The 13,291-nt window shown below is 38.9% G+C and carries 12 protein-coding genes; 5 read left to right on the forward strand and 7 right to left on the reverse strand.

Annotation, left to right across the window (positions count from 1 at the left end; genetic code table 11):
* Positions 1–26: 26 nt before the first annotated feature.
* Positions 27–905 (forward strand): LysR family transcriptional regulator, encoded by an 879-nt coding sequence (locus tag BTO23_RS16325; RefSeq protein WP_061012661.1) that lies wholly within the window; start codon positions 27–29, stop codon positions 903–905.
* Between the two features lie 233 nt (positions 906–1,138).
* On the opposite strand, the gene bioD is transcribed toward BTO23_RS16325, so the two are convergent.
* From bioD to bioB, 4 genes are read right to left on the reverse strand one after another with little or no spacing between them, the layout of a single operon-like run.
* On the reverse strand, positions 1,139–1,819 hold the full coding sequence (gene bioD / locus BTO23_RS16330; RefSeq protein WP_060992922.1) for a dethiobiotin synthase: 681 nt from the start codon (positions 1,817–1,819) through the stop codon (positions 1,139–1,141).
* On the reverse strand, positions 1,812–2,633 hold the full coding sequence (gene bioC, locus BTO23_RS16335) for a malonyl-ACP O-methyltransferase BioC (protein WP_105064048.1): 822 nt from the start codon (positions 2,631–2,633) through the stop codon (positions 1,812–1,814). Before bioC ends, bioD begins: the two co-directional genes overlap by 8 nt.
* 6 nt (positions 2,634–2,639) lie before the next feature.
* Positions 2,640–3,791 (reverse strand): 8-amino-7-oxononanoate synthase, encoded by a 1,152-nt coding sequence (gene bioF, locus BTO23_RS16340; protein ID WP_105064049.1) that lies wholly within the window; start codon positions 3,789–3,791, stop codon positions 2,640–2,642.
* Positions 3,775–4,827 (reverse strand): biotin synthase BioB, encoded by a 1,053-nt coding sequence (gene bioB / locus BTO23_RS16345; RefSeq protein WP_060992919.1) that lies wholly within the window; start codon positions 4,825–4,827, stop codon positions 3,775–3,777. The genes bioF and bioB overlap by 17 nt, the downstream gene beginning before the upstream one ends.
* Before the next feature lie 160 nt (positions 4,828–4,987).
* Between bioB and bioA the strand changes: the two genes are divergently transcribed.
* A complete protein-coding gene (gene bioA, locus BTO23_RS16350; RefSeq protein ID WP_060992918.1) occupies positions 4,988–6,268 on the forward strand; it encodes an adenosylmethionine--8-amino-7-oxononanoate transaminase in 1,281 nt (426 codons plus the stop codon).
* 84 nt (positions 6,269–6,352) lie between these two features.
* Here bioA and BTO23_RS16355 read toward each other — a convergent pair whose 3' ends face one another.
* The 3 genes from BTO23_RS16355 to tyrR form a co-directional block, all read right to left on the reverse strand.
* Positions 6,353–6,562: a hypothetical protein gene (locus BTO23_RS16355; protein WP_060992917.1), complete on the reverse strand. Its 210-nt coding sequence runs from the start codon at positions 6,560–6,562 to the stop codon at positions 6,353–6,355.
* Positions 6,563–6,691: 129 nt separating this feature from the next.
* Entirely contained in the window at positions 6,692–7,249 is a 558-nt protein-coding gene (gene rimJ / locus BTO23_RS16360) for a ribosomal protein S5-alanine N-acetyltransferase (RefSeq protein ID WP_060992916.1), read from the reverse strand.
* A gap of 11 nt (positions 7,250–7,260) precedes the next feature.
* Complete coding sequence (gene tyrR / locus BTO23_RS16365; protein ID WP_060992915.1) at positions 7,261–8,805, reverse strand: transcriptional regulator TyrR; 1,545 nt, start codon at positions 8,803–8,805, stop codon at positions 7,261–7,263.
* 150 nt (positions 8,806–8,955) lie between these two features.
* Between tyrR and BTO23_RS16370 the strand changes: the two genes are divergently transcribed.
* From BTO23_RS16370 to BTO23_RS16380, 3 genes are read left to right on the forward strand one after another with little or no spacing between them, the layout of a single operon-like run.
* Positions 8,956–9,900 (forward strand): YbgA family protein, encoded by a 945-nt coding sequence (locus tag BTO23_RS16370; RefSeq protein ID WP_060992914.1) that lies wholly within the window; start codon positions 8,956–8,958, stop codon positions 9,898–9,900.
* Entirely contained in the window at positions 9,890–11,329 is a 1,440-nt protein-coding gene (phrB, locus tag BTO23_RS16375) for a deoxyribodipyrimidine photo-lyase (protein WP_061012651.1), read from the forward strand. The genes BTO23_RS16370 and phrB overlap by 11 nt, the downstream gene beginning before the upstream one ends.
* 52 nt (positions 11,330–11,381) lie before the next feature.
* Positions 11,382–13,262, forward strand: coding sequence for an alkaline phosphatase D family protein (locus BTO23_RS16380; RefSeq protein ID WP_105064050.1), 1,881 nt, complete (start codon positions 11,382–11,384; stop codon positions 13,260–13,262).
* Positions 13,263–13,291 lie beyond the last annotated feature (29 nt).

The following is a 13,291-nucleotide window of genomic DNA, read 5'->3' on the forward strand; positions in this document are numbered from 1 at the left end:
ATACGACCTAAAAATAGGACAATGGTGTGAATAAAGATTACGACATTAACGTTTCATTTGATGATATTTATCTATTTGTGCTTATTGTTAGACATAAAGGTATTAGCTCAGCAGCACAATGTTCAGGATTACAGCGTTCAAAAGTTAGCCGTCGCCTACAAGAGTTAGAAAAAGCACTTGGGTATCAACTATTAATTCGAACGACCAGAGCAATAGAGTTAACTCAACAAGGTAAATGGTTGTATGAACAGGCTTCTAGCCCTATTAACACTTTAGTAGATGCAAGTCGTTTAATGAAAGAGCAACACTTAACCCCTAAAGGGACCTTAAAAGTTGCAATTCCCCCTGCGCTTGGGATGACAGAAATCTTCTCTAAACTGATTGAACGCTATATGGCAGAATATACCGAGGTTAAATTAGAAATTGAACATCATGTTCAATCTCTCGATCTACGCCGGAAAAGTGTCGATTTACAAATCCTACCTAGCTATCTTGAACCATTACATGATGATTATGTGCAACAACGCCTCATTCAAATCCCTTATAGCATGGTTACATCTCCAGATTATCTTGAACAACATGGACATCCTGAAAATGTAGCTGAACTCAATCAATTCCATCTTCTTGCGAGCCGATTTAATAAAAGCTTACTTCCTCATGGACTTAATTATCAGTTATTTAGTGATGATTTAAACTTACTGTTTCGACTTGCATTATCAGGTAAAGGGATCGCTCTTCTTCCATCATTATTAATAGAAGATAGTATTAGTAGAGGAGAATTAGTGGAGGTGTTACCAAGAACGTCGTTTACCGATCTTACCATTACCTTAGTTTATCCAACGCCAAGTTACCTACCAGAAAAAACCAGAGCCATGGTAAAGCTGTTTAGAGAAACGTTTTCTTAATATTGAAGGAAGCTGAACAAGCTTTATTCATCATGATAAGTCACATCAAAATAGGCATATCCCTACAAAGAAAATCGGCAATTGCTATATTAGTAATAATATCATTTATATATGATGAAACGGCTTTAGGGTGATTGTTATTCATTAACTACTCAACTAGCCTAAGTGAGCCCTAAATATAAAGCCAACATCAAGGATGGTGTTGGCTTTATCTCTTCAGGTAAAAAGAAAAGTTACGCTTCTAGTACCTCTAACTTAATGTATTTACCCATATTTTTACGCTTAACACTTGGCATATATGGAATTTCACCCAATTTTGGCGCTGGCATTTTATCTTCTAACATCGCGATAATTTCAGCGTAATGCTCAGTACCTGGATTCACTCGGTTTGCTACCCAACCAATGATCTCTAAACCATCATGCTGAATGGCTTCTGCCGTTAACATCGCGTGGCTCAAACAACCTAATTTAATACCAACAACTAATACAACTGGAAGTTTTTCTTGTTTTACCCAAGTAGACAAACAATCGTCTTTAGAGACAGGAACACGCCAACCGCCAGCGCCTTCAACCAATACTACGTCTGATTTAGCTTTTAACGCAGCTAAACCTTGAGACAGTACAGAGTAATCAATGACTACGCCTTCCGCTTCCGCTGCAATATGAGGTGATGAAGGCAATAATAATGCATACGGGTTTACTTCTTCGTAGCTTAATTCAACATTGGCAACAGAGCGTAAATGGATTGCATCAGAGTTTTGGACGCCTTCACCTTTGTCTTCAGATCCTGCGGCAACAGGTTTATATGCAGCGGTATTTAGCCCCTTCATATTTAATGCATCTAAAATCGCTTTAGAAGAAACGGTTTTACCCACATCGGTATCTGTACCTGCAACAAAAAATGCATCAATCATTACTTATAACTCCAAAGCCTACCTGATAAGTAGCAGGTAACTTATTAAATTCATTCTTAAAAATTTGATACGCTTCTTCTACTGCTAATAGCTTTTCTTTACTCAATAAACCTGAGTGGCGACCATTAGGTAAATGCGTTGCTCCAATTCCTTTTAAATCTTTCATTAAAGCAAGAGCAGAAGAATACGTCATCTCGACTGGCGTGCAGTCTAGTGTAAACTTGTTACATTCAGATTGCGCTAACGCAAGGTTTACCATAGATGGCGTAATAAAATCGTTAACATGTTGATATAAATCAACCTTTGACCACGCTTTTTTCAACTCAAACAGTGAGCCATCTAGCAAAGTTGAAAATATAGCCTTGCTTTTATTATGGGTAATTCGATTCATTTCTCGTAATGGTACTGATAAATCCTGACACCATTGCAAAGCCAGACTAGAGATAACTATATCGAATATATTATCGTTAAACGGTAAATGCTCTGCATCACCTTGCACATAAGAGATGTTCAACTCACCGCAGCGCTCTTTCGCTTTATCTAACATCGATTGAGACAAATCAAACGCAACCACTATTGCACCACGCTTCAACAGCTGCTCACTACAATAACCCGTTCCACAGCCTACATCTAAAATACGTAGCCCTATTAGATCGCTTGGTAAATAAGATAATAGTCTATCCGCTACCTGCCGCTGAAATTCGGCCGAGCGATCATACGTATTTGCGGCTTTACTGAAAGCCGCTTGAATCGCTTTTTTTTCTTGGTTTGGTGTCCAATTTGAGGTTTCTATGGCGACTGCTTGATTAACCATAACTCATCATCCTAATTTTGTTATTGCTTGCGTCAGCTGCTTAATGTCTTGTGGCGAGTGATTGGTACTGAGTGTCACTCTTAATCGCGCTGTTCCTGTTGGTACAGTCGGTGGACGAATGGCAGTTGTCCATAAACCTTGTGCTTTTAGTTTATCTGACATATCAATTGCAGCATTTGCTTCACCGATAATAATCGGCTTTATCGGTGTTTGTGTTTTTACTACTCCTGAAAAATCACCTAAGTCTGATTCAAATTGCTGACTCAGTTCATTCAGTTTTTCTCGTCGCCACTCTTGTTGTTGGATCATAGATAAAGCATGAGACAAGGCGTGGGCTTGAGCTGGTGGCATTGCCGTAGAATAAACATGATGACGAGCAAATTGTGCTAAGTAATCACCACATTCTTGATTGCATAAAACCGCAGCGCCAGATAAACCAAAACCTTTACCAAAAGTAACCACTAAAATATCAGGTGTGACTTGATAAAAATCACAACAACCTCGACCATTATTACCTAACACTCCACATCCGTGGGCATCATCCACCATTAGCCATGCGCTGTTATCTTTGGCTACAGTGGCAATATCTAATAATGGGGAAAGATCGCCATCCATACTAAACACGCCTTCAGTCACCACTAAAGAAGGTGAATCATCACAAGCGTTTAATAATTTAGTTAAGTGGTTAATATCATTATGCTTAAAGCGTTTCATGGTCGCAGGTGACAACATACCCGCTTCCATTAACGATGCATGATTAAATTTATCTTGCAGTAAGGTGTCGCCTTTTTCTAATAATGAAAAAAGCACCGCTTGATTGGCACTAAATCCTGAATTAAACAGTAATGCGCAATCAAACCCAAGCCATTCAGCCAGTTGAGATTCTAAGTCAGCATGAGGTTTTGAGTAGCCAGTAACCAATGGAGAAGCCCCACTGCCACAGCCATACAAAGAAAGCCCTTTCTGCCACGCTTGAGTTAACTCTTTACTGCCAGCAAGACCAAGGTAATCGTTACCTGAAAAGTTAATGTATGCTTGACCATCCACCACTAATCTTGATTGATTACCTTGCTCAATTACTCTTCGAGAGCGATTTAGCCCCGCTTGCTTACGTTGAGTAAGTGCGGAGCTAATACGTTGATTAAACGCTTGCTTCATAAAACAAATCGTCTTTCTCAGGACGAGAAGCGACACGCTCAGCAACACGGTCTAATAATTCGTGTTCTTGAACCACATCCGGCTTCTGCGCAACTTGTTGACTATTTACACCCAATTTTTTAAACAGTTGCATGTCACTGTCTTCATCTGGGTTTGGTGTAGTCAGCAACTTACAACCATAAAAAACCGAGTTAGCACCAGCCATAAAGCATAACGTTTGCATCTGCTCATTCATGCTTTCACGACCTGCTGATAAGCGAACTGCTGATTCAGGCATCATGATACGTGCAACTGCAATCAAACGAATGAAATCAAATGGGTCAACATCTTCTGCATCCTCTAATGGCGTGCCTTTTACTTTTACCAACATATTGACAGGAACAGACTCAGGATGCTGAGGAAGGTTCGCTAACTCAACAAACAGACCTGCGCGATCACTGTCGCTTTCGCCCATACCAATGATACCGCCAGAACAAATTTTCATTCCTGCATCACGCACATGAGATAGCGTGTCTAGACGATCTTGATACGTTCGAGTAGTAATAATATTGCCGTAAAACTCTGGTGAAGTATCTAGGTTATGGTTGTAATAATCTAAACCTGCACCGGATAATTCATCCGCTTGATCTGAAGTGATCATGCCTAGCGTCATACACGTCTCAAGGCCCATCTCTTTCACACCTTTGATCATATCAAGAAGATAAGGCATATCACGCTCTTTTGGATTTTTCCAAGCGGCGCCCATACAGAAACGAGTTGAACCTGAGTTTTTCGCCTTTTGAGCCGCATCAAGTACACTTTCTACTTCCATCAAGCGTTCACGATCAACATCAGTACGGTAATGAGCACTTTGAGGGCAGTATTTGCAATCTTCAGGACAAGCACCTGTTTTAATTGATAGCAAGGTACTTACTTGTACGTAATTCGCTTGTTGGTATTTTCGATGCACTAATTGAGCCTCAAAAACTAAATCCATGAACGGCTTATCCATCAATTCTTGTACTTCTGCGACTGTCCAGTTATGTCTCACTTCCACGTGTAAATTCCTTTCGTTAACTTGCTATAACCATTGCTATTACTAAGATCCGACCACTCTTTTTTGTGGTTTTTGGCTTATATTTATACTTGGCTAGTCTACGGTTAAACGATACACTGTCAACCTTAAAGGAAAGATTAAGTTTACAACTGGTGAATTAATGAACAATAACGTCGATTTGGATTTTGACCGTCAGCACATTTGGCATCCCTATACTTCAACTATAAACCCACTTTCTTGCTACCCTGTTACTCATGCTAATGGCGTACATCTCTATTTAGAAGATGGCCAAGAGTTGGTGGATGGTATGTCTTCTTGGTGGTCAACCATTCATGGTTACTGTCACCCTCACCTTAATCAAGCACTTAAAGATCAAACCGATAAAATGGCACATGTGATGTTTGGTGGTATTACTCATCAACCTGCGGTCGATCTTTGTAAAAAACTGGTAGAACTTAGTCCCTCACGATTAGAGCAAGTCTTTTTAGCTGATTCAGGCTCAGTAGCCGTTGAAGTAAGCTTGAAAATGGCTCTGCAATATTGGCACGCCAAAGGCCAACCTCGATCAAAGTTCATTACTGCTCGTCACGGTTACCATGGTGATACCTTTGCGGCTATGTCAGTTACTGATCCTGATAATTCAATGCACGGCCTATACAAAGGATTTTTACCGGAACACCTGTTTGTGGAATCACCAACCAGCCGTTTTGATGGTGAGTGGAACCCTGAAGATATTCTTCCATTAGAAAAGATGCTGGCTGAACGCCATGATGAAATCGCCGCAATGATCCTGGAGCCTATTGTTCAGGGAGCTGGTGGGATGCGTCTGTATCACCCTCAATATTTAAAAGAGGTTCGTCGTCTATGTGATCAATACGGCTTATTGCTGATTTTAGATGAGATTGCGACAGGTTTTGGGCGAACAGGAAAACTGTTTGCCTGTGAACATGCCGATATTGAGCCTGATATAATGTGTATTGGTAAAGCTCTCACAGGCGGTTACATGACATTATCAGCAACATTAACCAGTAAAATTGTTGCCGATACAGTATGTAGTGGAGATGCTGGATGCTTTATGCATGGTCCAACCTTTATGGGAAATCCATTGGCCTGCGCTGTCGCTAATGCTAGCTTAGAATTGATCCAACAAAATCATTGGCAGACCCAAACTAAGAAAATTGAAACCTGCTTTTCAGAATTATTACCAGCACTAAAAAAATACGATGTAGTTACGGATGTGCGTTGGTTAGGAGCGATTGGCGTGGTGGAATTAACGACACCAGTCAATATGGAAAAGATCCAAGCACACTTTGTTGAACAAGGGGTTTGGATCCGTCCATTTGGCAAGCTAATCTATATGATGCCTCCATTTATTTCACAGCCTGAACACATTACTAAATTAGTCAATGCCATTGATAGTGCGTTAAGTGAACAGTTCTAACTAAAAATAAGCATAAAAAAACCGATACCCTCAAATTAAGCGTATCGGTTTTTATTGAGTCTTTACAATAAATCTATCGTGTCACTATTTCTTTTTCGACTCATTAGTAAAGTCATCTTCTACTAACTTATAAATAATGAAAATAGCCAGCTCCAACAATGCCGTCAACACTAAACTCATGATGACGTAACGCTCACTAAAAATACCAATACCGTGCAACACCATTGATTGAATAACAAACGCACCAACAACACCTAAAATCAACAATTGCAAAAACTTAATAAACTTCAGCATTTAAATTCCTTCTTTTTATTATCTAAAATAATTGAAATCAACTTATATAGATTACACTAAACTCAATGCATCTCTATGATTAACTTCCCCTATTCTCTTAGTTTTTCTTAATTTTATGACGAAGTAACCCTAATCAGGTTTCCAAGCATCATTTATTTTTGAAGTGAGAATATGGTCTTCCCACGCGCCATTGATGTATAAATAATTTTTAGCTTCGCCTTCTTTAACGAAATCAAGAGCAGATAATACCTTGCCACTTTTTTCATTATGAGGAATATAAGCAGCCATAATTCTATGAAGATTCTGCACAGAAAACATCCAATCAACCGTTTCCTTAACCGCTCGCTGCATAATGCCATTCCCTTGATACTTTTCATCCAAAGAGTACCCAAGATGAGAAGCATGGAAAGGAAAGCGCGTAATATTACTGTAACTCACCGTGCCAATAATTTTGTGTTCTTGTTTATCAAAAATCACAAAATAGAAAGCTAAGTTATGCTTATGCAGTTCAACCAACTGCAGTAGACGCTGTTTCCATCCCTCTGGTGTAAAAAACGCATTTGCACGCTTTGGCTCCCATGGTTCGAGATGATGGCGATTACGCATAAAGTAATTCGCTATTATCACTGCGTCAGCACTTTTAATTAAACGAACTTGGTAATGGTCAAAATCAAAATGTACATCCATGTTGTTTCTCCCTACTTCTTACCAATACCGTAATCGCGCAGTTTATTCGCAATTGCAGTATGTGAAACCCCTAAACGCTTCGCTAATTTGCGGCTTGAGGGAAATTCACTGTATAAGCCTGACAATATGTTTGACTCATACGACTTCATTATTTCATCTAATGTGCCATCAACATTAATATTGATGACATTCGTATTATTATCAGCAATTGGTAGCATAAAGTGAGAAGTACTTAACTGGTTTCTGTCCATTTGTGTTAATGCTTTTAACGTCGCACTTCTCAGCTGACGTACATTACCTGGCCACGAATAACTGCGTAAATAATCATACACGTCTTCAGAAATCGACGGTTTTACAATACTTAACTCTTTACATAGTTGAGCAACAAAAAACTCAAATAACGTCGCAACATCTGATGGACGTTCACGTAATGGCGGTATCTCTAAGAAGAGTACATTCAAACGATAATATAAGTCTTCTCGGAATACGCCTTGTTCTACTAAGTCTAGAAGTTCTTTCTTACTTGCGCCAATGATCCCTACATCAACATGGATCTCTTTTTCTTCACCCACACGACGGAAATTACCATCTTGAATAAAGCGCAATAATTTAATTTGCAGCAACGGGCTCATTTCACTAATCTCATCAAAGAAGACTGTTCCACCATCTGCTTGTTCGATAATTCCTCTTTTTCCTTCTGGCATATTAGGAAATGCACCGGGGGCATAACCGAACAATTCTGTCTCTGCAACATCATCAGGCATAGCGGCACAATTGACCACCATAAACGCCTTACCAGAACGAATAGAGGCATTATGACATGCACGAGCTAACATCTCTTTACCCGTACCAGTTTCACCTTGAATCAATAATGATTGATCAATATCTGACAATTTCTTTGCCTGAGAAATCAACTTTTTGTATTTAGTTGATGAACCAACAAAATGTTCAAAACCAAGATTAGATGATTCAGGTAAAAATGGACGTGCTTGTTGAGAATCAATCGACGGCTTAATAATAACAACGGCACTGGCTAAGATAGAGGCGTTGTCATCATCAGTGATATAAACAGGCATGATTTCCATGACATAATTTACGCCTTCTATTTCCATTGATTCTCGCTGACGAATGTGAGATTCCTCTAGCCAATAAGTAATATTAAAATCAGGCAATAATAGGCTTGCAGGTTGGCCAATTAGCGTTTCTTTGTCTAAATTAAATAAAGAGGCTACGGCCTGATTTGCGTTATCAATTTTGCCTTTTAAGCTAATAGAGAAAACAGGATCAGGGAGCGTACTTAATACCGCTAATAGCTCTGTATTGCGACGTTCACTCGGAAGAAATGGAATTTTACGAACATCCATTACTCCCTCAATTCGACGAATTTTTGCCATTAATTGACTGAATTCATCAAATTCTACTTCTGGAAAATTAAGATAGATTAACCCTGTTTTTTCAATTTCAATATCTCGTAAATCGATATTTTGAGAAGCCAAAATATCAAGTAATTCACGGGTTAGTCCTAATCGATCTTTACATTGCACTTCAAGACGCACAAAAGTTTCCTTAACTAAGATAGGTGTCACAATATGTTTACAGTTAGTTTGCTCGACTACAAAAAAAGAGTCAAGCTGAAGTGATCCAAATAGAGAGTTAATTCGTTTAATTACTCATTGATAATAAAAATAAGCAATGGAGAGTCAATCATGGATATTAAAGTTGGTATAAGTTCCTGTGTTAACGGTGAAAGTGTTCGTTTTGACGGCGGTCATAAAAGCAATAAATTTGCCTCTAAAGTCCTTGCCCCATACTTTACTTATGTACCTATTTGCCCAGAAGTTGGTAGTGGTATGTCTGTACCAAGGCCGACAATACGTTTAATCACAAACGAAGAAAGAATAGCCCTTGTTGACTCAAAAGATGCGTCTTTAGACTACACTGATTCAATGGTCGAATTTTCTCAAAAAACGGTTGATAGACTGAAAGAAACGGAAATGTGCGGTTATATTGTTTGTGCGAATTCGCCAAGCTGTGGCATGGAACGCGTTAAGGTATACAGTAAAAACAGTGCGACAAAAAATGGTGTTGGTCTTTACACTCAAATCTTAATGAAAGAAATGCCTTGGCTGCCAGTAGAAGAAGACGGCCGATTGAGTGATCCTGTACTTAAAGAAAACTTTATTACTCGTGTTTTTTGCTTAAATGACTTGTATAAATCTATGGATGGAGAGCCAACGGCAGGTAAAATAATTGCTTTCCATTCTCGTTATAAATATACCCTGATGTCACACTCTACCGTTGGGTACAAAAACTTAGGTAAATTGGTTGCTAAAGTGGCGGAATATGACATTAATGAGTTTTTTGCTATTTATCGTACACAGCTAATGCAGACGATGACGATCCGAGCTTCTCGTAAAAACAATACGAATGTATTGATGCATCTTCAAGGCTATTTTAAAAAAGAACTAGAATCTCCACAAAAGGTAGAATTAGCTCAAATCATCCAAGACTACAATCAAGGTTTACTGCCTTTATTATCTCCTATTACCTTAATTAAACATCATTTAGGTATTCATTCTAATGAATATTTAGCAAAACAATCTTTCCTTAATCCCTATCCTCAAGAATTGAGATTACGCTATGGATTATAAACCAACCATGCAATGCGTTTGGTTTCGTAATGATTTAAGAGTGGCGGATAACCCTGCGTTATCTGCAGCTCTTGCTAATCAATCCCCAACTATCGCTATTTTTGTAGCCAGTGAATCGCAATGGCAACGACACAATAAAGCCTCAATTCAAATTGATTTGATAAAGAGGCGCTTACTTGAGCTTGAAAAAGAGCTACACGCACTAAATATTCCACTACTAGTGTTATCCTGTCCTTGGTTCAAAGATGTACCACTACAGCTTCACACATTGTGTAAAGATCTTGGTATATCACATCTATTTGCTAATAAAGAATATGAGGCTGATGAATTAAGCAGAGATGCCAATGTTGTAACACAACTGTCTGATGTTCAATGTGTTTTTTATGACGCAAAATGTGCCGTAGAAGTTGGCAAAGTACTGAATAAAACTCACCAGCCTTATAAGGTTTTTACGCCCTTTAAAAAAGCGTGGAGAGAGTACTTTTATCAACACTTCCCAACCATTGAAAAAGTAACAGCTTCAGTTCAATTATCGACTCCTCAATTGAACTCACTGCAGCGTTATAGTGAGAAAAATTTCACCAACTCTATTAGTAATGAAAGTAAAGCGTGGTCTGTTTCAAATAAAACGATACTTAATACCATGCGTCAATTTTGTCGTGAAAAATCACAGCAATATGATGACCAACGAGATTACCCAGCAATAGAAGGGACAAGTCAACTTTCTCCTTATTTGGCTATTGGGGCAATTTCAGCAAAGCAATGTATTTTACGTTTGCACTTAGAAGCGAATAACCAATTAACTCAGGGGCAAGAGATCTGGCTTGATGAATTAATTTGGCGTGAGTTCTATACTCACCTACTTCACTTTTATCCATTGTTATCTAAGAACCACGCATTTTTGAGTTTTGATAAGTACATTCAATGGAATAATGACAGCGATAAATTTGAGCAATGGTGTAAAGGTGAAACAGGATTTCCTATTGTTGATGCCGCAATGAAGCAACTCAACACTACTGGTTGGATGCATAATCGCTTACGCATGATCACTGCCAGTTTTTTAGTCAAAGATTTACACATTGATTGGCGCTGGGGCGAGCAGTACTTTATGTCAAAACTTATTGATGGTGACTTTGCATCGAATAATGGAGGCTGGCAATGGTGCGCATCAGTAGGCTGCGACAGTACGCCTTACTTCCGCATATTTAACCCCACAACACAAAGCGAACGGTTTGATAGTAATGGTGTTTTTATTAAACATTGGCTACCAGAGTTATCGGAACTAACAGGAAAGCTACTGCATCAACCCAATAACAAGCCGCTATTAAAACCGGATAATTACGTAGATCCTATTATTGAGCATGCAGTACAACGATTAAAGACATTAGATATCTATAAGCAAGCCAAAGTTCAGGATGTTGCTAATTAACCATAGCAAGTATTATGATGATCTCATCTGTTATTAAGAGTTGTATTAATTGATGTCTAAATCACTACCGTTAGTTCTTTCTGGGCCTATTATTAGAAAATCAAGTGCGACTGAAGTCAACTTATGGCTAACGACTTCAGAACGCCTCGAAGGTCATGCCCTAATTCAATGGGCCGATAACTCACTTGAGTTTATGATCACCAATCTGCAATGCATTCAAATCGGTCACCATGCTTGGGTATATCTACTGCAATGCCAAGCGGACTTTCCGGTAAATCAAGCTCTCGAATACGATATCATCACTCAATATGGTGCATTATCTGGTTTGTTACCTAATGCGCTTTATTCTAATGAATCTCTATTTTCATTCATCATTAAAGACAAAGCAGATTATGTCTTACATGGTTCATGTCGTAATCCTCATTACCCTAGCAAAGACAGCTTAGTCATCGCCAATCAACAATTGAAAACACAAGCGCTTGAAGAGAGAGCTTCGCTATTAATGATGAGTGGCGACCAAATCTATGCAGATGATGTCGCAGGACCGATGTTAATGGCAATTCAGCAAATCATTCCTCAACTAGAGTTATTTGAAGAATCGCTTCCTGATACAGCTATCCCAACAAGTACTTCGCTTTACGCCCATCAACATAACCTTTATCAGCGTGATAAGCTTTTGCCGCACTATGTTGATAATACTAATTTTCTTTCTCGATGGAATCTATATAAGTCTCGTCCCATTTTTAGCTCCAGTGAGCACGAAAATCATCTAATCACCTGTGCCGAATTCTTCGTCATGTATTTATTAGTTTGGTCGCCTGCATTGTGGGAATGTGTAAGTCTGCCCGCGTCACTTCCTGATCCTGATAACAAATTAGATAAAAAATGGCACGCTTGCTGGAAAACAGAAAAAATCATTATTGACCAATTTGTGCAAGGGTTGAATGACGTCCAACAACTGTTTGCGCATATACCGACTTACATGATCTTTGATGATCATGACATCACTGATGACTGGAATTTAACCATTGGCTGGGAGAATGCCGTTAATGGACACCCACTCGCAGCTCAAGTTATTGGTAATGGCTTAATGGGCTACTTTCTGTGTCAGGGCTGGGGAAATAATCCTGAGCAATTTGATGATGAATTTTTAGATGGTTTCCGTCAGCTCTTTAGCGACTATACTCATGATAAACATGCACAACTTATCAGGCAGTTAACTCGATTTGAACAGTGGCATTACTCTATCCATACGACGCCTAAAATCGTGGTATTAGACACTCGAACTCGTCGTTGGCGTTCTGAATCCAATACTAATAAACCATCAGGTTTGATGGATTGGGAGGCAATGCTTGATTTTCAGCATGAGCTTATTGGACAAGAAGCGATCATCATCGTCTCTGCTGCGCCTATTTTTGGGGTTAAATTTATTGAAGCTCTGCAAAAAACAATGACAATGTTAGGCCAACCGTTAGTGATTGATGCAGAAAACTGGATGGCTCACCCAGGCTCAGCGAATACATTATTGAGTATTCTTACTCACCCTAAAACACCACAAAACTTTGTCATTCTATCTGGTGATGTGCATTATTCTTTCGCCTATGACATTAAATTGCGTCACAGTAAATCAAGCCCTGATATCTACCAAATTACTTGTAGTGGGTTTAAAAACGAGTTTCCTAATGTCTTACTTCGTTTTTGTGATTTTATGGACAGAGTACTCTATAGCCCACACTCTCCATTAAACTGGTTTACAAAGCGTAAGAATTTATTAGTCACCAAACGAGATCCATCGGTCGCAAATAACGATAAACTCATTAATAAAAGTTCTATTGGGGAATTAAGATTGGATGAAAAAGGCAAGCCGGAACAGATTTCGATTTTAACCGCGGAAGGGGAATCCATTTCCTTCTTGCCTAAATCAAGTGATTAAATCACTTTGTACTATTAAAATAGTGAGAA

The sequence above is a fragment of the Aliivibrio sifiae genome (assembly GCF_002954715.1).
Lineage (GTDB): Bacteria > Pseudomonadota > Gammaproteobacteria > Enterobacterales > Vibrionaceae > Aliivibrio > Aliivibrio sifiae.

What these genes read in the sequence shown, in the direction of transcription:
- bioD (WP_060992922.1), bottom strand. Translation starts at nt 1,819, where the DNA reads ATGATTGATGCATTTTTTGTTGCAGGTACAGATACCGATGTGGGTAAA.
- bioC (WP_105064048.1), bottom strand. Translation starts at nt 2,633, where the DNA reads ATGGTTAATCAAGCAGTCGCCATAGAAACCTCAAATTGGACACCAAAC.
- bioF (WP_105064049.1), bottom strand. Translation starts at nt 3,791, where the DNA reads ATGAAGCAAGCGTTTAATCAACGTATTAGCTCCGCACTTACTCAACGT.
- bioA (WP_060992918.1), top strand. Translation starts at nt 4,988, where the DNA reads ATGAACAATAACGTCGATTTGGATTTTGACCGTCAGCACATTTGGCAT.
- BTO23_RS16355 (WP_060992917.1), bottom strand. Translation starts at nt 6,562, where the DNA reads ATGCTGAAGTTTATTAAGTTTTTGCAATTGTTGATTTTAGGTGTTGTT.
- rimJ (WP_060992916.1), bottom strand. Translation starts at nt 7,249, where the DNA reads ATGGATGTACATTTTGATTTTGACCATTACCAAGTTCGTTTAATTAAA.
- BTO23_RS16370 (WP_060992914.1), top strand. Translation starts at nt 8,956, where the DNA reads ATGGATATTAAAGTTGGTATAAGTTCCTGTGTTAACGGTGAAAGTGTT.
- phrB (WP_061012651.1), top strand. Translation starts at nt 9,890, where the DNA reads ATGGATTATAAACCAACCATGCAATGCGTTTGGTTTCGTAATGATTTA.
- BTO23_RS16380 (WP_105064050.1), top strand. Translation starts at nt 11,382, where the DNA reads ATGTCTAAATCACTACCGTTAGTTCTTTCTGGGCCTATTATTAGAAAA.